Origin of the sequence: Lonepinella sp. BR2271 (assembly GCF_051851515.1) — a bacterium.
Classification (GTDB): domain Bacteria; phylum Pseudomonadota; class Gammaproteobacteria; order Enterobacterales; family Pasteurellaceae; genus Lonepinella.
Genome location: NZ_JBPDVF010000010.1, coordinates 83,207 through 108,594 on the forward strand (window position 1 = coordinate 83,207; position 25,388 = coordinate 108,594).

The 25,388-nt window shown below is 40.6% G+C and carries 25 protein-coding genes; 11 read left to right on the top strand and 14 right to left on the bottom strand.

Going from position 1 to position 25,388, the window contains the following annotated elements; genetic code table 11:
- Positions 1-34: 34 nt before the first annotated feature.
- Positions 35-502: a thioredoxin-dependent thiol peroxidase gene (gene bcp, locus ACTG7X_RS08880; RefSeq protein WP_439258121.1), complete on the bottom strand. Its 468-nt coding sequence runs from the start codon at positions 500-502 to the stop codon at positions 35-37.
- A 139-nt stretch (positions 503-641) separates the two neighbouring features.
- On the opposite strand from bcp, the gene dapA reads away from it, so the two are divergent.
- Together dapA and bamC are read left to right on the top strand one after the other, a co-directional pair.
- Positions 642-1,535, top strand: a complete 894-nt coding sequence (gene dapA, locus ACTG7X_RS08885) for a 4-hydroxy-tetrahydrodipicolinate synthase (protein ID WP_439258122.1) — start codon at positions 642-644, stop codon at positions 1,533-1,535.
- A 103-nt stretch (positions 1,536-1,638) separates the two neighbouring features.
- Entirely contained in the window at positions 1,639-2,646 is a 1,008-nt protein-coding gene (bamC, locus tag ACTG7X_RS08890; protein WP_439258123.1) for an outer membrane protein assembly factor BamC, read from the top strand.
- Positions 2,647-2,712: 66 nt separating this feature from the next.
- On the opposite strand, the gene ACTG7X_RS08895 is transcribed toward bamC, so the two are convergent.
- A complete protein-coding gene (locus ACTG7X_RS08895; RefSeq protein WP_439258124.1) occupies positions 2,713-2,979 on the bottom strand; it encodes a GrxA family glutaredoxin in 267 nt (88 codons plus the stop codon).
- Positions 2,980-3,075: 96 nt separating this feature from the next.
- Between ACTG7X_RS08895 and ACTG7X_RS08900 the strand changes: the two genes are divergently transcribed.
- Complete coding sequence (locus tag ACTG7X_RS08900; RefSeq protein WP_439258125.1) at positions 3,076-3,993, top strand: RimK family alpha-L-glutamate ligase; 918 nt, start codon at positions 3,076-3,078, stop codon at positions 3,991-3,993.
- Positions 3,994-4,011: 18 nt separating this feature from the next.
- On the opposite strand, the gene ACTG7X_RS08905 is transcribed toward ACTG7X_RS08900, so the two are convergent.
- The 4 genes from ACTG7X_RS08905 to metE form a co-directional block, all read right to left on the bottom strand.
- On the bottom strand, positions 4,012-4,614 hold the full coding sequence (locus ACTG7X_RS08905) for a hypothetical protein (protein WP_439258126.1): 603 nt from the start codon (positions 4,612-4,614) through the stop codon (positions 4,012-4,014).
- Between the two features lie 71 nt (positions 4,615-4,685).
- Positions 4,686-5,342: a thiaminase II gene (tenA, locus tag ACTG7X_RS08910; protein WP_439258127.1), complete on the bottom strand. Its 657-nt coding sequence runs from the start codon at positions 5,340-5,342 to the stop codon at positions 4,686-4,688.
- A 136-nt stretch (positions 5,343-5,478) separates the two neighbouring features.
- Complete coding sequence (locus tag ACTG7X_RS08915) at positions 5,479-5,745, bottom strand: hypothetical protein (protein WP_439258128.1); 267 nt, start codon at positions 5,743-5,745, stop codon at positions 5,479-5,481.
- A gap of 25 nt (positions 5,746-5,770) precedes the next feature.
- Entirely contained in the window at positions 5,771-8,041 is a 2,271-nt protein-coding gene (gene metE, locus ACTG7X_RS08920) for a 5-methyltetrahydropteroyltriglutamate--homocysteine S-methyltransferase (RefSeq protein ID WP_439258145.1), read from the bottom strand.
- 276 nt (positions 8,042-8,317) lie between these two features.
- Between metE and ACTG7X_RS08925 the strand changes: the two genes are divergently transcribed.
- Entirely contained in the window at positions 8,318-8,584 is a 267-nt protein-coding gene (locus tag ACTG7X_RS08925) for a type B 50S ribosomal protein L31 (protein WP_386687186.1), read from the top strand.
- A 9-nt stretch (positions 8,585-8,593) separates the two neighbouring features.
- Positions 8,594-8,737 (top strand): type B 50S ribosomal protein L36, encoded by a 144-nt coding sequence (ykgO, locus tag ACTG7X_RS08930; RefSeq protein ID WP_386690910.1) that lies wholly within the window; start codon positions 8,594-8,596, stop codon positions 8,735-8,737.
- 44 nt (positions 8,738-8,781) lie between these two features.
- On the opposite strand, the gene ACTG7X_RS08935 is transcribed toward ykgO, so the two are convergent.
- A complete protein-coding gene (locus ACTG7X_RS08935) occupies positions 8,782-11,031 on the bottom strand; it encodes a TonB-dependent receptor (protein WP_439258129.1) in 2,250 nt (749 codons plus the stop codon).
- Positions 11,032-11,213: 182 nt separating this feature from the next.
- Here ACTG7X_RS08935 and ACTG7X_RS08940 point away from each other — a divergent pair, with 182 nt between their 5' ends.
- Genes ACTG7X_RS08940 through ACTG7X_RS08950 form a run of 3 tightly spaced genes read left to right on the top strand, consistent with a single transcriptional unit; the run spans position 11,214 to position 13,206 of the window.
- Positions 11,214-12,140, top strand: coding sequence for a LysR family transcriptional regulator (locus ACTG7X_RS08940; protein WP_439258130.1), 927 nt, complete (start codon positions 11,214-11,216; stop codon positions 12,138-12,140).
- A 2-nt stretch (positions 12,141-12,142) separates the two neighbouring features.
- Positions 12,143-12,880, top strand: a complete 738-nt coding sequence (locus tag ACTG7X_RS08945; protein WP_439258131.1) for an AzlC family ABC transporter permease — start codon at positions 12,143-12,145, stop codon at positions 12,878-12,880.
- Positions 12,877-13,206: a branched-chain amino acid transporter permease gene (locus tag ACTG7X_RS08950; RefSeq protein ID WP_439258132.1), complete on the top strand. Its 330-nt coding sequence runs from the start codon at positions 12,877-12,879 to the stop codon at positions 13,204-13,206. The genes ACTG7X_RS08945 and ACTG7X_RS08950 overlap by 4 nt, the downstream gene beginning before the upstream one ends.
- A gap of 58 nt (positions 13,207-13,264) precedes the next feature.
- Here the strand turns inward: ACTG7X_RS08950 and ACTG7X_RS08955 are convergent, their stop codons facing one another.
- The 7 genes from ACTG7X_RS08955 to ACTG7X_RS08985 all read right to left on the bottom strand — a co-directional run bounded on the left by ACTG7X_RS08955 (position 13,265) and on the right by ACTG7X_RS08985 (position 22,565).
- Positions 13,265-16,366, bottom strand: a complete 3,102-nt coding sequence (locus tag ACTG7X_RS08955) for a type I restriction endonuclease subunit R (protein WP_439258133.1) — start codon at positions 16,364-16,366, stop codon at positions 13,265-13,267.
- A 152-nt stretch (positions 16,367-16,518) separates the two neighbouring features.
- Entirely contained in the window at positions 16,519-17,703 is a 1,185-nt protein-coding gene (locus tag ACTG7X_RS08960) for a restriction endonuclease subunit S (RefSeq protein WP_439258134.1), read from the bottom strand.
- Positions 17,704-17,733: 30 nt separating this feature from the next.
- Positions 17,734-18,720 carry a RhuM family protein gene (rhuM, locus tag ACTG7X_RS08965; protein WP_439258135.1) on the bottom strand — a complete coding sequence of 329 codons (987 nt, stop codon included), beginning with the start codon at positions 18,718-18,720 and terminating at the stop codon, positions 17,734-17,736.
- 98 nt (positions 18,721-18,818) lie between these two features.
- On the bottom strand, positions 18,819-20,363 hold the full coding sequence (locus ACTG7X_RS08970; protein ID WP_439258136.1) for a type I restriction-modification system subunit M: 1,545 nt from the start codon (positions 20,361-20,363) through the stop codon (positions 18,819-18,821).
- Positions 20,364-20,487: 124 nt separating this feature from the next.
- The gene (locus ACTG7X_RS08975; protein WP_439258146.1) at positions 20,488-20,865 is read right to left on the bottom strand and encodes a SufE family protein; all 378 of its coding nucleotides are present in this window, start codon (positions 20,863-20,865) and stop codon (positions 20,488-20,490) included.
- Positions 20,866-20,874: 9 nt separating this feature from the next.
- Positions 20,875-22,071: a cysteine desulfurase gene (locus ACTG7X_RS08980; RefSeq protein ID WP_439258137.1), complete on the bottom strand. Its 1,197-nt coding sequence runs from the start codon at positions 22,069-22,071 to the stop codon at positions 20,875-20,877.
- Positions 22,071-22,565: a thermonuclease family protein gene (locus ACTG7X_RS08985; RefSeq protein ID WP_439258138.1), complete on the bottom strand. Its 495-nt coding sequence runs from the start codon at positions 22,563-22,565 to the stop codon at positions 22,071-22,073. Before ACTG7X_RS08985 ends, ACTG7X_RS08980 begins: the two co-directional genes overlap by 1 nt.
- A 123-nt stretch (positions 22,566-22,688) precedes the next feature.
- On the opposite strand from ACTG7X_RS08985, the gene ACTG7X_RS08990 reads away from it, so the two are divergent.
- Genes ACTG7X_RS08990 through ACTG7X_RS09000 form a run of 3 tightly spaced genes read left to right on the top strand, consistent with a single transcriptional unit; the run spans position 22,689 to position 25,129 of the window.
- A complete protein-coding gene (locus tag ACTG7X_RS08990; protein WP_439258139.1) occupies positions 22,689-23,102 on the top strand; it encodes a CidA/LrgA family protein in 414 nt (137 codons plus the stop codon).
- Positions 23,099-23,782 carry a CidB/LrgB family autolysis modulator gene (locus ACTG7X_RS08995; RefSeq protein ID WP_439258140.1) on the top strand — a complete coding sequence of 228 codons (684 nt, stop codon included), beginning with the start codon at positions 23,099-23,101 and terminating at the stop codon, positions 23,780-23,782. Before ACTG7X_RS08990 ends, ACTG7X_RS08995 begins: the two co-directional genes overlap by 4 nt.
- The gene (locus ACTG7X_RS09000) at positions 23,783-25,129 is read left to right on the top strand and encodes an anti-phage deoxyguanosine triphosphatase (protein WP_439258141.1); all 1,347 of its coding nucleotides are present in this window, start codon (positions 23,783-23,785) and stop codon (positions 25,127-25,129) included.
- Positions 25,130-25,388: the final 259 nt, after the last annotated feature.

Genomic DNA, 25,388 nt, shown 5'->3' on the forward strand with positions numbered 1-25,388 from the left:
TGTGTTATCCATTTTTTTACCCCATTTTAGGCAATTAATGTGCTAATAAATAATCCAACACCACCTGATGATGTTCCCCCGTTTTGAATTTATCAAACACCTGTTCAATCTTGCCTTGTTCGTCAATTAAAAAGCTAATGCGGTGAATGCCATCATAGGTCCGCCCCATAAATTTTTTCTCGCCCCAAACGCCAAATTGTTCAGCAATGTGATGATCAGGATCGGCGAGCAGATCAAAATTAAGTGCTTTCTTTTCCACAAATTGCGCCAGTTTTTTCGGGCTGTCAGGGCTAATGCCAAAAATCACCACGCCGAGTTTATCCAGTTCTGCTTTTGCATCACGTAAACCGCAGGCTTGCGTGGTACAACCTGGGGTGAGTGCTTTAGGATAAAAATACACCAAGACTTTTTGACCTTTAAAATCGCTCAGGCAAATGGTTTCATCGTGTTGATTTTGTAATGCAAACTGCGGTGCAATGGCACCTATTTTTAAAAAATTCATCAATAAATTCCTACTATCTTGATTCATTTTATTATTTTTGCACAAAAATAATAAAACTTACTTGCAAATTGTGATTATTTTAGCAATGATAAAGGAAATTTATCAAGCAAACATCAACAAAATATCACGAGAGGTTTTTATGTCTTTAACACCTTTATTTCACGGCAGTATTGTTGCACTCATTACCCCCATGAATAGCCACGGCGAAGTGGATTATCCTGAGTTAAAAAAATTAGTGGATTTTCATGTGGCGGCAGGCACCCATGGCATCGTATCGGTGGGGACTACCGGAGAATCTGCTACCTTAACTCCTGATGAACATTTGAAAGCCATCTTGAAAACCGTCGAATTTGCTGCGGGCCGTATTCCTGTGATTGCGGGCGCTGGCGCCAACGCCACAGCAGAAGCCATCACTATGACCAAATTATTGAATAACAGCGGTGTGGCCGGTTGTTTATCCGTGGTGCCTTATTATAATAAACCGACCCAAGAGGGGATGTATCAACATTTTAAAGCCATTGCTGAATGCACGGATTTACCGCAAATTTTGTATAACGTACCGGGCAGAACGGGGAGCGATTTGAAACCAGAAACCGTGGGACGTTTGGCGGAAATTAAAAATATCGTCGGGATTAAAGAGGCCACAGGTGATGTGAGCCGAGTACGTAAAATTAAAGAATTAGCCGGTGAAGAGTTTATTTTCTTGAGTGGTGATGATGCGACCGGTTTAGAAAGTATTAAATTAGGTGGTCAAGGTGTGATTTCCGTGACCAATAACGTGGCGGCTGCCGATATGGCGAAAATGTGCGAACTGGCATTAGCCGGCCAATTTGAACAAGCGGAGCAAATTAATCAACGTTTAATGGCTTTACATCATGATCTATTTGTAGAGGGCAACCCAATTCCTGTGAAATGGGCGGCCTATAAATTAGGCTTGATTAGTCAACCTGTTTTACGTTTACCATTAACCGTATTGAGTGAAACGGCACAACCAAAAGTATTAGCCGCCTTACAACAAGCAAAATTACTTTAATTTTCACCGCACTTTAGGGCTATTTGATTAGCCCTAAACTTTTTACCGTTTTTGTGGTCTATAAGTGCGGTCTATTTTACAAAATTTTTTAAAGGGATTGATGATGAAAAAATGGCTTTTAGCATTCACCGTGTTAGCCACTGTGACAGCTTGCTCAACCAGTAATGAAAGTAAGCAAACGGCGAATGACAGTTATGAAAAACGTGGCATTATTCCCGTGTTCACCACCTTAGATACGGGGGGCGTCACGATTTTAGGGCAAGAAAATACTTATCAACTGCCAACCAATGTGACGGTGAAAACGGATGGTACGGATATTCGTCCGCCATCTACGCCGATGGCGATTATTGGCAATTCCGTGGCACAATTTGATGGTGAGCGTTCTTCTATTGTTTATCCTGCCGAGAAAAAAACGGTTTATAATATTCAGCAAGTGAAACGTTTGTTAACCGAGCAAGGCATTCCATTCACCACTTCGGGCAATCAGGTGCAAACTGATTGGGCGAAAACGGGGCGTGCTGATGATATCGGTGATGTACAAGCACGTTATATCATTGAGGAAGTCGGCACGAGCGATTCCAATGCGTTAGTGGTGGCATTGGCGCAAATGAAACGTGATGAAGTGATTTTTACCCCAACCGTAAAAGATAAAGAACGTTATACTTCAGATCGTTTAAATCAATTAGTCGGTGAACTCAATGCGGCTTATCGTCAACAGCAGCAACAAGTTGCGACCGCTGATGTGGCCGCCGGTGCAGTGCAATCTGCTATTGTGACCGACAGCAATCAACATACAGCTTTGGCAATGAATATTACTTTCCGTCAAGCATGGCAAAAATTACAACAAGCGTTACCGCAACTTGGCTTTGAATATAAAGAATCCACGGCAGGTAAAGGTTATGCGTTGTTAAAATATAAACCGCTTGATGATACCGAGTGGGCACGTTTTGGCTTAACGAAACCTGATCTTGAAAAGGGCGAATATTCCATGCAAATCAGTGCTTATGGCAATGAAAGTGCCGTGGTAATCAGCGATGAAGATAAATTTGCCTTGAGTGGCGAGAAAGCGCAAACTTTGTATCAAGCGCTACAAAAAGTGTTATCTAAATAATAGTCGCAAATTGTTTAAATAAAAAACCTAGTGCGGTGTTAATGCACTAGGTTTTTTGTGGAAAAATTACAGGCTAATCGCAAATTTTTGTTGCGCAAAGGCTTGGAAATCTGTGCAACCGCCAATCGGTTGATTATCCACTACCACTTGTGGAACGGTTTTGACTTCGGCGACACCAATGGCTTTGGCAATATCCTCTTTGCTCATGTCTTTTTCGATAATATCAATAAATTCATAGCTAAATCCCTCAACTTCCGTTGAAAGTTTATCGGCTAAGGTTTTTGCACGCACACAAAATGGGCAAGTCATACGACCATAAATTTTAACAAACATCGTTTTTTCCTTTTTGACTAAATGTGGTGGTATTTTACGTGAAATTAAGTAAAAATATAAATTGTTTTTTTCTAACACTTAAGTCGCCAAAATCTTATGAATATTTTAATGCTATGCCGAGAACCTCGTTTATACAGTTGCCAACGCTTAAAAGAAGTCGCAGAACAGCGAGGACATACCATGGATATTCTCGACCCAAATCGTTGTTTATTAAAACTCAGCGCAAATGCACCGCACTTTGCTATTTACTATCAAGATTCAGCGCAAGCCTCCCCTCGTTTACTGCCTCAATATGAGGCGGTGTTACCTCGTTTTGGTATTGCAAGCACTCAAATGGGTTGTGCCGTGTTACGTCATTTTACCGCACAGGGGGCGGTGTGTTTAAATGAGGATCAGGCCTTTTTACGTGCTAGAGATAAATGGCAAAGTCTGCAATTATTGCAACAAGCGGGTGTGGCAGTACCAAGTAGCGGTTTAGCTGGCTGTGAATTTTCCGCCAAGCAAGCAGTGGCACAAATGGACAGCCCAACGATTTTAAAAACCCTCACTGGCTCACAAGGGATCGGCGTGATGTTGGCGGAAAAAGCACAAAGTGCGGTGAGTATTTTGGAAACATTGAAAGAGGCCAATGTGGTGGCGTTGTTACAAGATTTTGTGTCAGAGGCAGAAAATGCGGATATCCGTTGTTTTGTTGTTGGCGAAGCCGTCGTTGCTAGCATGCAACGTCAAGGACAACAAGGCGAGTTTCGGGCCAACTTCCACCGTGGTGGACTGGCCGAAAAAATCACCCTCACACCACTACAGCAAAGTATCGCTATTCAAGCGACCAAAGCCTTGGGGTTAGACGTAGCAGGGGTGGATTTAATTCGTTCTGAACAAGGTTTATTGGTGCTAGAAGTCAATGCTAGCCCAGGCCTTGAATTAATTGAAAAAACAAGCGGTGTGGATATTGCTCTAGCCATGATCATGCAGTTAGAACGAAAATATCATCATGCCATGAAAAAGCCCTGTTAAACAGGGCTGATAGCAAAATTAAGACACCACTTCGGGTTGTTCATCTAACGGGTATTCCGGAGGCAACTGCGGATTGATGTTTTCTTCATCTAACGGAATGTTTTCTCGTTCTATTTTGGGTTCTTCGTTGTCGAGATTTTGTTGATTTAACAACATGTCACGCATTTTACTAAAATTCGTTTTATCAGACAGCCAAACTGCGGTTAAAATTGGGGCAAATTCGGGCTCAAATTCATAATCTAACACCGTATCATTTAGCACAAAATAGCTTTTATCCTTTAACGCAATAAAGCTCAGTTGGTCTTGTGGCGAAAAGTCAGGGAAAATACGTTGCAACGCTTTTAACCAAACGGACGTATCCGTTTGCGTCAGTTTCAAACTTTCCATTTCCCGCACCAACGTCACAGCGAAATTTTTCCCTTCAACTTGCTTATCGAAAGTAAACGTCAGCATTAACGGGCGTTGATTTTCTTGATATTGCCCCGTTTCGGTTGACAGCGTAATGCTATACACCAAAAACGGCCCCCAGTTATAATCTGCCTTGCCGACAGATTTCCATTGTGCCAACACAACAGCGGGCAATAATCCTAATAATAAGCCTAAAATCAGTTTAAATTTCATTGAATGAACCGTGCTGAAATAAAATATTGTGTGAATTATAGCAATAATTTCATCAGCAAAGTATAAAAAAATTAATGATCTAACCCCATTTGCCAAAATGCCACTTCCATTCGGGTCGCTGTGGTGAAAATATGTTGAATATTGGCTAATTGTTTTGGGTTTAAATCTTGGCAAAGTGCGGTTAAAAAATCTTGATATTTTTCCACCGCCGTTTGAAAACTTTCATCGGCGTAAGCATCTATCCATTTTTGGTAAGGATTATTGGGCGCGCTTTGCTGTTTTAAACGCAAGCCAATTTCCGCATAGCCAATGGCACAAGGGGCAATCGCTGCATAAAGTTCCGCAAGTCCTCCTGTAATACCACAATCTAACACATAGCGAGTGTAGGCCACGCAAGCGGGATCTTCAGCAAGATTCTGTAAGTCTTGTTCAGCAATTTCCCATTCTTGACAGAAATCGATATGTAATTGAATTTCTTCTAATAAAACTGTAATGGCCTGATGAATTTCTCGCATTTGCTCAAAATTTTCCGCTTTAAATATCGCTAAGGCTAAGGCACGATTGTAGTGGAAAAGGTATAAATAATCTTGCTTTAAATAATATTGAAAACGGCTGATTGGTAGTGTACCTTGCCCGAGCTGTTGCACAAAATCGTGTTCAACATAATCATGCCAGTGAGGTTGAGCTTGTTGGATAAGGGTTTGAATAAAATGAGTTTTATAGATCATAATTTAGTTTCCTACGGCAGTTGGGGGCTGAGAGTGTGTTATTATTTTTCTGCGACGGAGACAAATTTTAGCCTAATCAAGGCGAAAGACGAGTAGTTTAGTCATTCTAAACAAGCGTCTTTCAACGCAGAGTAGGCTAAAATTTGTCCCGTCCCGTGGGGTTGTGCTTAAAAAAGCCACATTCTGCGTCAAAAAATTTGAAAATAGAACCACTATTTTCTGCATTTTTTTCCTTGCCTGTGGCTTTTTTAAGCAACAACGCAGGAAAATAATAACACACTCTCAGCCCCTTATCTGTTTCAGGTTCAACGGGTATCTTCTCAGCTTTTGATGAAAAAGCACCCCGACTAGGTTTTTGAGTGTAGCAAAAAATCAACCATAAAAAAAGCCCCGTATTTTGCATACGGGGCTAAATAGCCTATTTCATATTACGCTAATTCAGCACGCAATTTTTTCGTCACGTTCATCATCACTTCTAATTGCGCGATAGTTTCTGGCCAACCACGGGTTTTTAAACCGCAGTCTGGATTGACCCATAAACGTTCTTTTGGCACTACGTTTAATGCTTTGCGTAACAAGTGTTCCACTTCTGCCTCTGTTGGCACACGTGGGCTGTGAATATCGTATACACCCGGACCAATGTCGTTCGGATAGTGGAAATCGCCGAATGCGGTTAATAATTCCATATCAGAGCGTGAGGTTTCAATGGTGATCACGTCTGCATCTAAGCCGGCAATGGCTGGCAAGATGTCGTTAAATTCAGAGTAACACATGTGCGTATGAATTTGCGTATCATCTGCGACACCCATGTAACTTAAACGGAACGCCTCGCCTGCCCATTGTAAATAGGCATCCCAGTCCGCACGTTTGAGTGGCAAGCCCTCACGAATCGCAGGTTCGTCAATTTGAATCACTTTGATGCCTGCTTTTTCTAGGTCTAACACTTCATCAGACAACGCCACGCCGATTTGTTTACATACCGTTGAACGTGGAATATCGTTACGCACGAATGACCATTGCAGAATGGTAACTGGACCTGTCAACATGCCTTTCATCACTTTTTTGGTGAGGCTTTGCGCATATTGCGACCAACGCACGGTCATTGGCTCTGGACGGGTGACATCACCGAAAATTACAGGTGGTTTCACACAACGTGAACCGTAGCTTTGCACCCAACCGAATTTAGTGAATGCAAAACCGTCTAATAATTCGCCAAAGTATTCCACCATGTCGTTACGTTCTGCCTCACCGTGCACCAACACATCTAAGTCTAATTCTTCTTGTTTACGCACCACATATTCGATTTCTTTTTTCATTGCTGTTTCATAATCGGCTAAAGACAATTCGCCTTTTTTGAAACTGGCACGTGCGTGACGGATTTCGCTAGTTTGTGGGAATGAACCGATGTTGGTGGTCGGTAATAAGGGTAAATTTAACCACGCATTTTGTTTAGCGATACGTTCTGCAAACGGTGATTTACGTTGATCGGCGCCTGTTGGTAAGTTGGCTAAACGTGCTGCCACTTCCGCTTTGTGGATCACTTTGCTGTTCGCACGAGCATCAGCCGCCGTTTGGCTAGCGTCTAATTGGGCTTGCACTGACGCACGGCCATGGTTTAACGCTTGTTTTAATACGTTTAATTCTTCCACTTTTTGTAACGTGAACGCTAACCAAGAATAAAGATCAGGGTTGTTCGCTTGTAATTGGGTTTCTACGCTTAAATCATAAGGCGTGTGCAATAATGAACAGCTTGGGGCAATCCATAAACGATCCGCTAATTTTGCTTTTAATGGTTCTAACACATCAAGCACGCTATTTAAGTTCGCACGCCAAATGTTACGACCGTCAATTACGCCCGCAGAAAGCACTTTGTTATAATCGGTGAAAGCGGCTAATTGTTCTGGCGCACGTACTAAATCAAGGTGTAAACCTGCCACTGGCAAGGCTTTCAATAATGGCGCATGTTCTGCCACAGAACCGAAGTAAGTGGCTAATAAAATTTTCGCCTTAACTTGGCTTAATTCCGCATACACAGATTGGAACGCATTAATCCATGCTTGTGGTAAATCTAAGGCTAACGCAGGTTCATCAATTTGAATCCATTCGGCGCCCTCGTTGGCAAGTGCGGTTAAAATTTGTTGATAAACTGGTACTAAATCTTTCAATAAATCAAAGCGATTAAAGGTTTCACCTTTTTCTTTCCCTAACCAAAGGAATGTCAATGGGCCAACAATCACAGGTTTGGCTTTATGTCCTTTCGCTACTGCCTCACGATATTGATTCACATAATGGGCGGGATTTGCTTTGAATTGGGTGTTTTTGGCAAATTCAGGCACTAAATAATGGTAGTTAGTATCAAACCATTTGGTCATTTCAATCGCAAATTGATCTTTGTTACCCCGTGCTAATTCAAAATATTGGCTTAAGGTTAAATTCTGGCTATCAAAGCCGAAACGTGCAGGAATGGCGCCAGTGGCCACTTGTAAATCTAAGATGTGATCGTAGAACGTGAAATCGCCGGTTGCCACGAAATCGGCATTGGCATCCGCTTGGTGTTGCCAATTTTTTTCACGCAAGGCTTTGGCTAACTCTAATAAATCTTGCTCGCTTAATTCTTTACGCCAGTAGCGTTCCTGTGCAAATTTAAGTTCACGTTTTGCACCAACACGAGGGAATCCTAATACATGAAATGTGGTCATCATCTTGCTCCTATTATAATGGGAATAATAAATTTCTATTTAGACGGCTAAACGTCCGCTTGATTGAGATAATGCCGAATTCTAGTTTATTAAGCAAACTCATAATTTTCATTTTTTGTATGAATAATTTTAATGATTGAATATTGGATAAAAAATAGATAAACAAAAGTGCGGTGAAAATCTTTTTTGTTTTTGAAAAATAAGTTTTGCGAAATACGCCTATTTAGGGTAATATTCGCAGTCTAGTTATTTTTCAATAAAAAATAAGGTGTAAATATGAAAAAAGGAATCCATCCCGATAATTATCGTACCGTGTTATTTTATGATAGCAACGCCAAACAAGGCTTTTTAATCCGTTCTTGTGCCAGAACCACCAATACCATGAAATGGGAAGATGGCAAAGAATATCCTGTATTTATGTGTGATACATCTTCTGCCTCACACCCGTTCTACACGGGTAAAACACGTCAAATTGGTAATGAGGGCCGAGCCAGTGACTTTACCAACCGTTATGGCAAATTCGGCGCATTAAAATCAAAATAAGGAGTCAGCATGCAAGTATTATCCTCATTAAAAAGTGCTAAGACACGTCACCCAGGCTGTAAAGTCGTCCGCCGTCATGGCGTGGTGTATGTGATTTGTAAGGAAAATCCTCGCTTTAAAGCCCGTCAGGGAATGAAGAAAAAAAGAAGATAATAAAAAATGCCCCGTTGTTGAAAACGGGGCATTTTTTTGTCAGCTTAAAATAACACACTGGCGCCCATGGCAACATTTCGTCCCATTAATGGAATATGCGAGAGATACGAGGTACTCGCATACACTTTTTGATTAAGAATATTATTCACATCAAGGGTCAAGCGATAATTAACCCGTTGACCCAAATCGCCGACATAACTCAAGGCTGCATTCAGCATATTATGTCCGCCGACGGGTAATTCATTATGTGCGGTTTTGTGTTGGTTGAACGTATGCGTATATTCAAGGCTAGCGGATAAATTATCGGTTAAATCCGCATTAAAGCGACTGCCTAAACGGGCGGCAGGCATACGAGGCACGTTGCCATTGTCCAATTTCCCTCGCACATAATCACCGAATAAGCTCAGGCGATATTTGGGGTGAAAACGATAACTGATATTGCCCTCGGCGCCATAAAAACGAGCCGGTTGTTGAGCATAACGCAAGAGGCGGAAATGCGCAAAACGATCCATGGTGTGGGCGTAAATGTAGTTACTAAAATGTTTATAATAAACGCCCACATAGCTTTGCCATTGGTCATTGTTAAATTGTAGGCTGATATCCAAATTATTGGATTTTTCTTTTTTCAGCCGTTCATGAATGCCAAATTGATCGTAAACTTGGGTATCAATCAACAAATTATTAATGGTACGGTCATATTGCTCATCGCCAAATTCATAGGAATTGGTGGCCACATGGGTACCTCGGGCATAGAGTTCTTGTACACTTGGCGCACGTTCTTGGTGTGAAAAGGTCAAGCCACTTTTCCATTCTGAGGTGAGTTGCCAGTCTATTCCCGTAGCAAAAGAATACGTGGTGGTTTCATATTGCATGCTGCGTAACGGATCCATGCGTTTACCTCGGTGTAGCTGTTTATCGTCGGCAAGTTGAATTTTTTGATGATCAATTCGCCCTGATAACGAAAAGGTGAGATTTTGCCATTGATAGCGTTCAACGCCAGATAAGCCGTATAAGTGCGTGGTATTTTTATCTAAAATCCCCTCATAACCGGCACTGTCGATCAGATCTTTACTGTATTGCAAAGCGACGGTTTCCGACCATTGTGCAGTGGGTTGATGATCCATTTCCATTCGCAAAGATTGACCATTATGGCGGAAACTCGACATGGTGTATTGCCCCTCGATTTCCTTATGTTCATAGCGACTATCATTGGCCATAAAGCGAATTTGCTCAATGCCTTTTATTGGCTGATTTAATGCACCACGCAGATCGACCCGTTTCAAGTGTAATCTAAGTTTGGCATATTGCTCTGGTTGACTTGGATCGTGATTGTGGAAATCTTCATCAATATTGACGCTAGTATGCTCACAATGCAGGTTAATCCCCTCCAAATATTCGTCATTTTCTTCATGGGTGTGAATATGACAAAAATGGGCTTTATGTTCGTGTCCGGTTAATCCATAGCGATCACGTCTGTCGGTGTAAGCGATACCCAAATAGCCTTTTTCACCAATCCAAGATAACCCAATCGCCCCTTGTTTCGATTTGGCCTCAGAGTTATTGATATAACGATAATTTTTTGATTCTTCAATGTTTTCTTCATAGTCATCAGCGAAAATAGCCTCAATACATTCTGGTGTATCGGAATTATTACAAGGGTTTTCCACCGTGTATCGTTCCGTATAGCCCGCTGATTTGTAATTTTTAGCCTGACGGTGTAGGCCCTCAAGGTGCAAAACCAGATGGTCAGATAATTTGACATTGGTGGCGAGATTATATAATTGCTCTTGATTATTGGCGTTATAATGCGCATCTAAGCTGCCCTCCACCGTGCGTGTTGGACGTTGTGTAGGAATTTTATCATCTTCCACATTCACCACGGCGCCCGTAATTCCCGAGGCATATAATAGCGTATCCACACCTTGAATAATTTTGATGTCTTTTGCTAATGTTGGATCCACCATAATCGCATGATCGGGCGACATATTGGCCATATCCACCACATCTCCGCCATTTTGCACAACCTTGTTGCGGTAACTTTCTTGTCCCCGAATAACTGGCGTCGAGGCCCCCGAACCAAAGTGATTAGATTGAATGCCCATTTGTTTCGCTAAAGCATTCCCCAACGACGTTGGCCCGTTTTTGAGTTCAGTTTGCTGAACCGTTTTCATGGGGCTTTGGTTTGTTTCAGTAACTTGAATGATCTCTAAAACTTCTGTTTTTTCCACCGCACTGACAGAGGGAATGATTCCCAAACTGAGCATGATCGCCCAACTTATTTTTTTCAATTTCATTATTGTTATTTCCCTATATAAATAATTCGCGCAGAAAAATAACTGTATTTACTGAAATTTGCAAGCATTTTTTTTGATGAAAAATAAGATTTGAAATGAATCCTCTATTTTTAAGTTAAACTGTGGTACATTTTAATGTAGAATATAATTCATTCTTTTGTTGCTTTGTATGAATTACGCTCATGAAACCCATTTTCCTTGAACTACGACATCTCAAAACCTTATTAGCCTTAAAAGAAACGGGGTCGGTTTCTTTAGCAGCGAAACGGGTCTATCTCACACAATCCGCCTTATCGCATCAGATTAAATTATTGGAAGATCAATATGGTTTGCCGTTATTTGAACGCAAAACCACCCCTTTACATTTTACGCCTGCAGGGGAACGATTAATTAAATTAGCCAACGATGTGCTACCTAAAGTTATTGAGGCGGAAAGAGATCTTTCTCGCGTCAAACAGGGCGAGGCGGGGGAGTTACGTATTGCGGTAGAATGCCATACTTGCTTTGACTGGCTCATGCCGGCGATGGACAGTTTCCGTACCCATTGGCCGTTGGTTGAATTGGATATTGTATCGGGTTTTCATACGGACACCGTCGGCTTATTACTTACTCACCGTGCGGATTGGGCGATTGTGTCGGAAATTGAACCCACTGACGGGATTATTTATAAGCCGTTATTTTCCTACGAAATGGTGGGGCTGTGTGCCAAAGATCACCCCTTAGCTCAAAAAGAAATCTGGCAAGCGGAAGATTTTGCTGATCAGACGTGGATTACTTATCCTGTACCCGATGATATGTTGGATTTACTGCGAAAAGTCTTGCGTCCGGCGGGGATTAATCCCACACGCCGTACCAGTGAATTGACCATTGCGATTATTCAATTAGTCGCCAGTAAACGAGGCATAGCCGCATTGCCATTTTGGGCGGTGAAACCTTATTTAGATCGGGGTTATGTGGTGGCACGTCAAATCACTGAACAACGACTTTATAGCAATCTTTATTGTGCTTACCGAGAAATTGATGGCGACAGTGCCTTTATTGATGATTTTTATGACACGGTGAAGTCGCAAAGTTTTTCTACGTTACCTGGGTTGTCGATTTTGGAGTAATCATGAAAAATCAGCCAAAAAGCACCGCAGTTTGGGCGGCTGCCAAAGCGGCTTTTCCTTATTCTGTCCCCATGATTATCGGCTATCTTTTCCTCGGCGTGGCTTACGGTATTTATATGAAAGTGCTCGGCTTTGGCGTATGGTTTCCGTTTTTTATGGCAGCCTTGATTTATGCGGGATCTGTGGAATTTATTGTTGCCACCTCCTTGACCGCTATTTTTTCCCCTCTTTCCGTGCTGTTGGTGACATTAATGGTGAGCGGTCGCCAAGTGTTTTACAGCATTTCCATGTTAGAAAAATACGGCAAACAGTTGGGTAAAAAACGTTGGTATTTAATTTCAACCATGTCAGACGAAGCCTTTTCATTAAATTATATGGCCAAGGTGCCAGAACATTTAGATAAGGGTTGGTATTACTTCTTTGTTAGCCTTTATTTACAAGTCTATTGGGTGATTGGGGCAGTGGCTGGCAACTTGGCAACGGACATTCTTCCCCTTAGTTTAAAAGGCATTGAATTTGCCATGACCGCCTTATTTATCGTGATTTTTGCGGAAAATTGGCTGAAAGAAAAATCCCACGAAAGCAGTTTATTGGGCTTAGGCATTACCTTATTTTTCCTCGTGACCGTTGGAAAGGAACATTTTCTTATCCCGACTTTGTTCACCATTTGGGGCGTATTGACCTTACGCCGAGCGAAACTGGAAAGCAAAATTATTCGTTTAACGGGAGAAAATCCATGACCTTAACCGAACAAATTATCACCATTGCTATGGGCGTACTTGGCGTACAGTTGAGCCGATTAATCCCTTTTTGGATCTTCCCCGCCAACCGCCCGATTCCTGAATATATTCGTTATTTAGGCAAAGTGTTGCCTGCGGCTATGTTTGGTATGTTGGTGGTGTATTGCTATAAAAACATTGATCTCTTGCAAGGCTATCACGGCATCCCTGACTTTCTCGCTGGTATGGTGACCTTAGCCTTACACCTTTGGAAGAAAAATATGTTTCTCTCTATGGTGGTGGGGACGGTATTGTATATGGGGTTGGTGCAAGGGGTGTTTGTGTAGAAAAAAGTGCGGTGTAAAAAAGTCGAGTTTTTTACACCGCGGTTTTTGGCGTGCTGTTTTAGAGTGTTCCCCCAACCCCTTTGAATTTTTCCACAAAATCGTTGATCTTCTGTAAAATTCGATGTTTTAGGCTTAAATATTGCGGATTGAGCGGACTCATTTTTGGCAGTAAATCATTTAATGCCGTGCCACTTTCAACGGCTTGCCCATTTTTCAACGATGCCGCCAAATAGCGTTTTAACGCCTCTTCATTTAATTGCTCGCTATCAATTAAATCTTGAATTTCTCGCCGTTGTTCGGTTTGAGCAAACGTAAAAAAGGTTTCAATAATATTGGTTTTATCTGAAATACGGTTTAAATCCGTTTGATGAATAAAATCCATCACCAAATGTTCTTTAGCACGATTTTCGGCACTGGAACGAATGACTCGGCGGATTTCTTCCGCCATTTCGGTTTTGTCAGGATTATGTTTATTTTTCTCAAAAATAAGCTGCAAAATATAATCCAAATTAATTTCTTGGGATTTTAATAAATCCACTTCAAACACCACATCGCCCCAATCAACGGGGGTATCATTCCCGCCACTTTCTCCACCGTTTTGTCTGCGTAGCCAATCACGAATATCATTATAGGTAGAACGATAATCCTGTATTTGTCGCTCTGTCGGGACAGGAATGGTGACCATATCTGTGATGTCTTGTTCTGCTTTGATATAGTGATCGGCTTTAAAATTTTCTACCGCCACAGGATCGCTTAAATCCAATGTCTGAAAGGCTTTTAAGGTGTCAAATTCATCATAATTCTGCAAAATATTTTCTAATCGCAAATATTCACCAAACAATTTTACAAAGGCTTTTTTGTCGGCTTCTCGGCTAATTTTGCTCGGGTCAGGATAGGTTTCTTGCAAGGCTTTCACCACATCCACATAACCACGGTGCGTTTCGCCGTTATCATCAGTGAAACCATACAAATACTCACGATACGGACGTTCTAACACCACAGATTGCGTATTCGCATTGCCAAACAGCGTTAAGGCATCCACGGTATTTTTTTCTAAATTGCGGAACGTGACGATATTGCCAAAGGTTTTGGTTTTATCATAAATGCGATTGGTGCGAGAGTAGGCTTGAATTAAGCCGTGATAACGCAAATGTTTATCCACAAACAGCGTATTCAACCGTTGCGCATCAAATCCCGTTAAGAACATGCCGACCACAATCAGCAAATCAATTTCTCGGTTTTTGACCCGTTGGCTTAAGTCACGGTAATAATTTTGAAATTCACGATTTTCTACCCCGTAATTGGTGTGAAAATAAGCGTTGTAATCGTTAATCACGCCCGCTAAAAATTCCTTGGCACTCTCATTCATCGCACTCGGATCAAAGGTTTCATCCACAATCTCGCCAATGGCATCTTGTTCTTCATTGGCGGCGAAAGAGAAAATAGTGGCAATTTTGAGCGGTTTTTCGCTATTTTGTTGTAATCGCTTAAAGGTGTCGTAATAGCTTCTCGCCGCCTCAATAGAACTCACCGCAAATATCGCATTAAAGCCCATACTTGACGAAGTGCGGTGGGTTTTGCGAGCAAAATTGGCTAAAATATATTGAGCAATTTCTTCAATCCGATTTGGATGTAAAAAGGCTTTGCTGAAGTCGATATTATTCAATTTTTGCGGATCTTGTTCGTTTTCAATGGCTTTAAATGTCGGGCGAACATCATTGTAATCCACTTTAAATTTCAATACTTTTTCGTCCCGAATGGCATCGGTGATCACATAGGAATGTAATTCCGCGCCAAACACATCCGCTGTACCTTTATCGCCAAGGGAATTGACACCCGCAAAAATTGGCGTGCCGGTGAAACCAAATTGATAATATTTTTTAAATTTACGTTTGATATTTTTCTGCGCTTCACCAAATTGACTGCGGTGACATTCATCAAAAATAAACACCACTTGCTTTTGATAAATGGGCAAATTTTCTTCGCTTTTAATCAGATTATTCAGTTTTTGAATGGTGGTCACAATAATTTTGTTATCATCTTTTTCAAGATTCTTTTTCAATCCAGCGGTGCTTTCCGAACCGTTTACGCTATCAGGGCTAAAACGTTGATATTCTCTCATGGTTTGATAATCCAGATCTTTTCGGTCTACCACGAAAAACACTTTATCAATAAATTCCAGTTCTGTTGCCAAGCGAGCAGCTTTAAAACTGGTTAAGGTTTTGCCTGACCCTGTGGTGTGCCAAATATAGCCACCGCCTTGGGTTGTACTCCATTTCTTTGCATTAAATGATGATTTGATTTTCCACAAAATCCGTTCGGTGGCGGCAATTTGATAAGGTCGCATAATGAGCAAGGTATTGCTGGCATCAAATACGGAATAATGAATCAGCACATTCAGCAAGGTATGTTTTTGTAAAAATGTGGCGGTAAAATCTTTTAAATCGTTGATTTGTTCATTATTGGATTTCGCCCAGTTCATGGTGAAATCAAAGCTATTTTTCTCTCGTTTGGTGGTGTTAGCAAAATAGCGAGTATTCGTGCCGTTGGAAATCACAAAAATTTGCAGATATTTAAACAATGAGCGTTCCGCATTAAAACTTTCTTTGCTATAACGATGAGTTTGATTAAACGCCTCGGCAATGGCAATGCCCCGTTTTTTCAATTCAATTTGCACCAACGGCAAACCATTCACTAAAATCGTCACATCATAGCGATTTTTATGCGTGCCTTTTTGTGTCACCTGATGAATCACTTGCAAAAAATTGCGTTGAATTTGTTGTTTGTCGAGTAAATAAATATTCTGAATCCGCCCATCATCAAACACAAAATCATAAATATAATCATCGTGAATTTTACGACTTTTTTCCACCAAATCATCGGATGGTTTATCCAAATATTCCGTTAAAAAACGTTGCCACTCCCCATCAGAAAAACGAATATTGTTCAGCTTGCTCAACTGTTCACGCAAATTAGCGAGCAATTTTGCGGGCTGATTTAATTCAGGACAATATTCATAGCCCTGTGCTTTCAAATCTGCAATGAGTTCTAGCTCCAGTTCTTTTTCCGTTTGATAGCTCGTGCCTTTTTCAATATTGACGTATTTGTCTAACACGATGAAATTGCTGGTTTCGGCGATGGGGGTGGTTTCGGTGGTCATTATTTACGCTCCTAAATTCATGATTAAACACGCACTTTGTGATTTACAAACAAGTTTGTCAATCAAATTTTTCATTTTGTGATTAACAAAGTGGTTTGTCCCACATTTATGAGCAACAAATTATGTTGTCAATCATATTTCTTTATTTTTGATTAGCAAAACGATTTCGGAAAATCCAACAACAATCCCCGATAATATTCATACTGCTTCTGTCTTAACTCAATTTCTTTCGGCAAGCCTTCAGTGAGTGAGTTTACTAGCGTATCGAATTTATCCAAAATTTCCACAATGCGTTGTTGTTCGGCAAGTGGGGGGATTGGGATTAGTTTTTTAGCAAAATTACTAATCCATTGACGTTTATGATCGTTACTCGCTAATTCACTCGGTAAAGTATTTAGCCAGTAATAAATAAATTTTAAGAGAACCTTGTTTTCATCTGCTGATGTAATCATTTTCATAGCTGATGATTTTGCTTTAAAATCAAAATCTACCCATTTATTTGCAGTGGTAAAATCATCAAAAATAATAACAGGATTTTGCGATGCTTTATAAATACCATCGGTTTCATCGGTATAACCCAAAATAAAGGTCTTTCCAGCAGTTAATACAGGCGTATCAAAATCATCGTGATAATCTGATGATTGTACGAGATATTTTGTCGGTTGCTCGTATTTCGCCACTTCCCCCAACGTCTTCCATTCCACATCATCGCCAAAAGACAACAATTTATCGCGATAGTATTGATATTGCTTTTTGCGTAGGCTAAGCTCGTTGGTAAGCTCGCTGGTAATCGCGGTAAATATGTCTAAAATCCGCACAATTTCGGATTGTAGGGAAAACGGGGGGATTGGGATTAAGATTTTTGCCAACTCTTTCATTGGCACACTTTTAACAGTCCCGCCAGCAGACCGAGAAAGAAAGTCTTTGCGAATATTTTCACTTTCAAAAAGATAAAGTAAAAATTTAGAGTCAATTATATCTTGTTTGGGTTTTATGGCGTAAACACCTTCTTTTATATTCCAATTCATTGGTTGTTTTTCAATAATTGCAACATTTCCAATAGTTCCAGTTCCTGAGAACAATATATCCCCAACTTCAAGATTTGAGCGATTATTGCAAAGTCTTAATGCTTCATTGTTTATTTTATCAGTGTTTTCGTTAAAAATAATTGTATGACTTTTTAATTCTCGGATAGTTACATAAAAATTATTAGCGTCATCAGTATTCAGCTTGAAAAAATTTCTTGGATTAAGCCCCGTTTTGAGAGAATGAATAACTTCCCCCAACGGTTTCCATTCCACATTACAATTTCTAATTTGATCTAACAGTTTGCTCATTTTGGTTTTCTCTGGTTTTTGAAAGTGCGGTTATTTTTTCAAGGATTTTTGCAAAAAGCGTTCAAAATCCGAATTAATTTTTTGGGTTTTGTTAAAAATCGCATATTCGGCTTTGGCTTTTTCTACTGCTTGCTCGTGCGAGATGTTGCCTTTGCCGTCTAAAATTTTGTATTCTCTAAACGCCAAAAATTTATTCACCGATTGCGAAAATTCTGCCATTGTAAAAGCGTGGCGGTTTTCGATTAAATCTTCCACATAATCAAAAAAGCCAGATACCGCACGTTCCAAACGGCGGATTTCGGTTTCGCTTAAATAATTTTTAGCTGTTAAAGTATCGCTTTGTAAAATGCGTCCGTCTGGAGCGTTTTTCCAAGTGGTTAGGCCCATATTTGGCTGGGTGTGATTGGCAGATTGATAAATAATTTCCGCAGCCGTGTTGCCTGAAATGGCATAGTGAAAGCGGTTTTGTATGGTGGCAAAAAAGTCTTTGGCTTCGGCAGAGTTTGCCACATAATCGCTGGCACATTCGGCAAAAATATCGGTAATTTGTAGCCAAATCCGCCGTTCACTGGCACGAATGGAGCGAACACGCCCCAACAGCTCTTTAAAATAATCCTGATTAAACAGCGTTTTGCCTTGTGCCAAACGGTCATCATCAAGGGCGAAACCTTTAATCATATATTCACGCAAAACGCTGGTTGCCCAAATGCGGAATTTTGTCGCACGGTTGGAATTAACCCGATAGCCAACGGAGATAATCGTATCAAGATTATAAAAATTAGTACTGTAATTTTTGCCGTCTGCGGCAGTTGTTCGGAAATTCCGAACAACTGAATTTTCATCTAACTCACCGCTTTCAAACACATTTTTTAGGTGTTCGCTAATGGTGGATTTTGCCACGTCAAACAGCTCGCCCATCGCCTTTTGCGTCAACCAAATAGTCTCATCTTGCATTAAGGCATTAACTTGCAAACTATCATCGGGCAAGCTGTAAATTAAAAAATTTTGTTCGGTCATTTTCATCTCCTTTCATTGCTGCATTTCAGTTATTCGAAAATCTCGAATAACTGAAATGATTGCAAAAGTGCGGTAAAAATTTCAAAAATTTTGTCATTTTACGCCGCAATTTGCTCCACAATTTCATCAATCTGCTCACGCAAACTATCAATATTCGCCACAATCGTTTTTAATTGTGAATTTAACACCTGAATATCAATTACTTCTCGGGTATCTTTCGCTTCCACATAACTACTTACTGCCAAATTATAATCATTTTCGGCGATTTTGCTGTTATCTACGAGTTGCGAGAAATGAGCGATGTCTTTTTTCTCATCAAAAGCAGCAATAATTTGGGCGATATGTTCATCGGTTAATACGTTATTATTGGTTTCTTTTTTAAATAATTCGCTGGCGTCAATAAATTGGGTTTTATTTTCCTGCTTATTTTTGGCTAGAACCAAAATATTCACCGCAATGCTTGTGCCGAAAAATAAATTCGGGGCAAGGGAAATCACGGTTTCCACAAAATTATTATCCACCAAATATTGACGGATTTTCTGCTCCGCACCGCCACGGTAGAATATTCCGGGAAAGGTAACAATCGCTGCTTTTCCTTTAGGTGATAAATAAGACAGGGCGTGCATAATGAAAGCAAAATCGGCTTTCGATTTTGGGGCAACTACGCCCGCTGGGGCAAAGCGTTCATCGTTAATTAAAGTCGGGTCGTCCGAACCTATCCAGTTAATGGAATAAGGCGGATTAGACACAATGGCATCAAAAGGCTTGTCGTCTTTAAATTGCGGATTTAATAGGGTATCGCCCAGTGAAATATCAAAATTGTTGTAATTGACGTTATGCAAAAACATATTCATACGGGCAAGGTTGTAGGTGGTGTGATTAATTTCCTGCCCCCAGAAACCGTCTTCAATAATATGGCTATCAAAGTGTTTTTTCGCTTGTAAGAGAAGTGAACCCGAACCGCAAGCAGGGTCGTAAATTTTATTTACGCTAATTTGTTTGTGTAAGGCAAGTTGTGCAATCAATTTAGACACATTTTGTGGGGTAAAAAATTCACCGCCTGATTTGCCCGCATTGGCGGCATAATTCGAAATTAAAAACTCGTAGGCATCACCAAATAAATCAATATGGTTATCTTCAAAATGACCAAAATTTAAATCTGCTACACCTTTTAATACAGCAGCGAGTCTTTTATTTTTATCCGCTACCGTATTGCCTAAGCGATTACTGGTAATATCAAAATCAGCAAATAAGCCTTTAATATCTCGCTCGGATTCATAGCCGTTGGCAGAACTCTCAATTTCGTTAAATATTTCCGCTAATTCTGTATTGAGTTCAGTGTTTTGGTAAGCGCTTTTAGCGATATTGCAAAATAATTTGCTCGGGTAAATAAAATAGCCCTTGGTTTTAATGGCGTCCTCTTTTAATTCAGGCGTGATAATATCGTCGGATAATTCGGCATAGCAAATGCTGTCATCGCCATTTTCAATATAAGCGGAAAAATTTTCACTGATAAAACGATAGAATAATGTGCCGAGTACATATTGTTTGAAATCCCAGCCATCGACTGAGCCACGCACTTCGTTGGCGATTTGCCAAATGCGGCGTTGTAGTTCGGCACGTTGTTGAATACTTGTAGCCATCATTTATTCCTTATAGTTAAAAATTATCTGAATTTACTCATCATCCCTGACAAGATTGTTTAGGGCGTCGCTTCCTCGTTGCAAGCCATGTTGAAAATTCTTTTGGAATTTTTTACACCGCACTTTAGCATAAATTTTGGATTTTTTGCTCAATTTGTTTCAAGCCATTTAACCTTGTGCTACTTAATCGTTGTGCAATTCCCAAGTCGGTGAAAAATCTCGTTAAATCAAATTGTTGAATTTCTTCTGTCGGTTTGTTATTGACGTGGTTAATCAACACATACAGCAAACCATTCATAATCCGTGCCTCACTATAAGCCTGTAACTGTAAAGTGCGGTCTAAATTTGGTGAGATTTTACACCATAATCTGATTTCGCAACCTTGAATTTCTTGCCATTGGGCCAATTCTTCGTCACTGGGTTTGGTGAGGTTTTTTCCTGCTTGAATCAGCAAGCGATAGCGTTCTTCCCAGTTGTTAGCTTGTTGAATTTGTTCAATAATGTCCATTTTTTAGTCCAATAATTCCAGTGCTTTATCTAAGGCAGTAAAAAAGGCTTGTACATCTTGCTCGGTGTTGTAAGGAGCAAAACTGAGGCGTAATGTGCTAGGTACACCTAAACGAGCGAGATAAGGCATGGCACAATGTACGCCAGTGCGTAAGGCGATATGTTGTTCGGCAAGCAGGGTGGCAAGATCAGAGCAGGCGATATTGTCAAACACAAAGCTAATTACGGAGCTAGGTTGTGGGGCAGAAAATAAACGACAATTTGGGTAAGTTTTTAACCGCACTTTTGTTTGTTCGGCGAGATGTAAAGCGTACTGTTCTGCTTGTTCAATATCCCATTTTTCTAACCATGTTAACACAGCATTAAAGCCGATTACGGCGGCAATATTCGGCGTGCCAGCCTCTAAACGATAGGGGAGTTCCGCATAGCGAATTTCTTGTTTTGAGGCAAAGGCTACCATTTTTCCGCCGTATTGTAGCGGTTGCAGTTTTTCTAAGGCGGACAGTTTGCCGCTTAACACGCCTAAGCCGCTTGGGCCGTAAATTTTGTGAGCGGAGAATGCGATAAAATCTGCATCCAATTTTTGCAGATCGATTTTGAGATGGCTAATGGCTTGAGCGGCATCCACTAAAATCAGTGCGGTGGAAAATTGGCGAATTTTTTCAATCAGTTGTTGGATGGGCTGTTGTGTGCCTGTGACGTTAGATATGAAATTTAAGGCTACCAATTTTGTGCGTGCGTTTAGGGCGGAAACGAGAGCTTGTTCGTCAATTAAAAAGTTATCTAAGATCGGTAAAATATGTAATTTTGCACCGCACTTTTCGGCAATAGCGTGCCACGTGACAAAATTGGCGTGGTGATCGGCCTCGCTGATGATAATTTCATCATCAGGTTGAAAATGGGGAAGTAAGCCGTTGGCCACGGTGTTAATGGCTTGGGTGGTGCCGGATGTCCAAACCACCGCTTGTTCACTTTCTGCATTAATGAGCTGTTTCACTTGGCTGCGAGCTTGTTCATAAAGTGCGGTGTTTTTTTCATCATATTGGCTGCGATGGACGGAGCCTGCAGATTGATAAAATGCCACGGTGGCATCAATCAACGCTTGCGGTTTTAAAGCGGTGGCGGCGTTATCCAAATAGACGACGGCATCTGTTTGGTTAAAATAAGGGAAATCTTGACGAAATGGGATCGCATTAAACATTATTTTTTACCTTGTCGTTTGAGTTTGCGAAATTCACTGGGTGGCATGGGATTGGGATCACGCCATAAGCCGATACGTTGTTGTTGAGCGATTTGTTGCATTTGGAGATATTCTGGGTGACGCATATATTTTGTATAAGCCCAAGCCATGCCTAATTGTACCATTTTAAGATTGATATTTTCCCGATCTTTGTAGATCGTTGCCACGGTGCGACCGTAACGATCATAGTCAGAAATTTGCAAGGTGACTTGGGTTTTATGGATAAGTTGTGCTAGCATTTGTTTAGCACGATTGCCAAAGGCTTGGGCCTTTTCGGGGGCGTCAATTTCGGCCAAACGTACTTTGAGTTGCTTATTATTGGCTAATAAACAGGTGATGGTGTCGCCGTCACTAATGCCAACCGCACGACAGTTGACCCAACGTTCTGCACTTAAGGCGTTGTGACTGAATAGAAAAAAGACAAGTGCGGTGAATAAAAAGGTTATTTTTTTCATTATTTTTTGGTATAAATCAAAGGTGAATGACATTTTACCGAAAAAAACACAAAAGTGAAAAAAATAAGCGTAAAATAAATTGATAAAATTTATCAAAAAAGTTGAATAAAAACGAGAGAGAAGATGAAACAAAAAATAATTGATTTAGTTCGCTCTTTAGCGATTTTATATGCTTTTCTTTGGCTCGGAAATGGGATTGTCTATTGGGTTCCACTTGGCATTCCGGGGAGTATTGTGGGATTATTGTTACTTTTCTTGGGTTTAACCACGCAAGTGATTAAAGTAGAATGGATTTTTTTCGGGGCCAATTTACTTATTCGGTATATGATGGTGCTGTTTGTGCCGATTAGTGTGGGGATTATGCAACATTTTGATATGCTTATTTCACAAGCAAAAGCCTTGTTAATTCCGAATATTTTGAGTTCATTAATTACTTTGATTATTGTGGGAACCTTGACGGATTATTTATTTATGCGACGTTCTTTTACTCGCTTACGCAAAAAAGTATTACAGCGTCGAATTAAGGAGCAAGCATGATTTACGCCTATTCTTTGTTAACCATTGCCAGCTTTTTTTTGGCGGTGAAAATTAATAAACGCTTAAAATCGGTGTTGTTAAATACCTTTGTGTTGACGGCGTCTATTTTGATTGGTGCTTTGTTGCTCGCCAACGTGCCTTATGAAAATTATATGGACGGCAATGCCCCTTTAAACAATTTAATGGCCGTCAGTATTGTGGCGTTAGCCTTGCCGTTATATGAACAATTACGACGCATTGCGGCGTTTTGGAAAAGCATTTTATTTGTGACCACATTGGCCTCATTAATTGCCATGTTGACGGCAGGTGGGTTTGCGTTGTGGTTAGGTGCTAACCCAGAAATCGTGGCAACCGTGATGTCTAAATCGGTCACCATGCCGATTGCCATGGCGATTTCAGGCCATTTAGGTGGCATTCCGTCCATGGCCTCGGTGGGCGTAGTAGTGGCGGGGGTGCAAGGTGCCGTGGTGGGGTATGTTATTTTGCGTAAACTTCGCCTGACCAGTTCCGAGGGCATTGGTATTGCGGTGGGAGCCACTTCCCATGCGATTGGTACGGCCGCTTTAATGGAACATGATGTGACCGCCTCGACGTATAGCTCCATTGCGTTGGTGCTATGCGGTATTTTGAGTTCTGTGCTTGCACCTTTGGTTTTTCACTTATTGTATATGGTGGCATAAATGTTAAAAAATACGTTAGATCCCATTTGGCTTGAACGCTTTATTAATGATAAACCCAGAGAGAAAGATCATCGTCCCCCCTTTCGACGTGATCGTGCGAGAATTTTGCACAGTGCGGCATTTCGTTGTTTACAGGCGAAAACGCAAATTCACGCCGTGGGTGAAAATGATTTTTTCCGTACAAGATTAACCCATTCTTTAGAGGTGGCGCAAATTGGCAGTAGCCTTGTTTCTCAATTAAAATTAATTGATACTTACAAAGCCTTGGCGGACCAATTACAGCTAGACAAAGCCTTGTTACAACAAGAAATCAAGCCACTTTTGCCTACAGCAGATTTGATTGAAAGTCTGTGTTTTGCTCATGATATTGGCCACCCACCTTTTGGGCATGGTGGCGAAACGGCTTTAAATTCAATGATGTATGATGTGGGGGGCTTTGAGGGCAATGCGCAAACGTTCCGTTTATTAACCAAATTAGAGCCTTATACGCAAAATGCGGGAATGAACTTGACTCGCCGGACGCTGTTGGGGATCGTGAAATATCCGGCGATTTTAGATGAAACTTCACCAAAATACACCGCACTTTCTTCTTCGGAGCAAGATTTTAGGGCCTTTGATTGGCGACCAGGGAAAGGTATTTTTCGTGATGATTTGCCAGTGTTTGATTGGTTATTGCAACCTTTATCTACACAAGATAAACAGTTATTTACTTCATTAAAAAAAGTGCGGTCGGAACCGAGCGAATTTTTGAAAACATGTTTTAAGTCCTTAGATTGTAGCATTATGGAGTTGGCGGATGACATTGCTTATGGCGTACATGATTTTGAAGATGCCATCGTGGTGGGCATGATTGATCAAAATCTGTGGCAAATTGCGTTACAAGAGTTAAAAGCCTGTTCATCAGAATGGATTGTCAAAAATATTGATGCCTTAACGACCAAATTATTTTCAGAATACCATTATGAACGTAAAAATGCCATTGGGGCATTGGTGAATTTCTTTATTACCAATGTACGGTGGAAATTAACGGCGGATTTTGCCGAACCGTTGCTACGTTATAATGCCGAATTACCCACCGAAGTGGAAGACGTGTTAAACGTGTTTAAAGCCTTTGTGTTTAAATATGTGATTCGTGATGTGGAAACTCAACGCATTGAATATAAAGGGCAACGCATTTTAACTGAAATGTTCCAAATTTTTGCCAGTGATCCAGAACGTTTATTGCCACGAAATACAGTAAATCGTTGGTTAAATGCCGAACCGCAAGGCAAAAAACGGATTATTTGTGATTATATGGCAGGCATGTCAGATGCTTATGCGTTAAAAGTATATCGGCAGTTGACGTAAAAATAATCGGTAAAGTTGGAAAAATAAACAGTTAGTTAAAATTTTAGATTTTTTTGCAAAAAATACTTGCAAAGAATCTTTAGATCACTATAATACGCTCCACACAACGACGCACTGTTGTGAAACCTTAAACTTTCTAACGTGCGTCGTTTTATTTTCGCTTAAAGATAGCGATTTGTTCTTTAACAATTTATCAGACAATCTGTGTGGGCACTTGTTGATTGACTTGTTTTAAAAAATTAAATAAAACTTGAAGTCT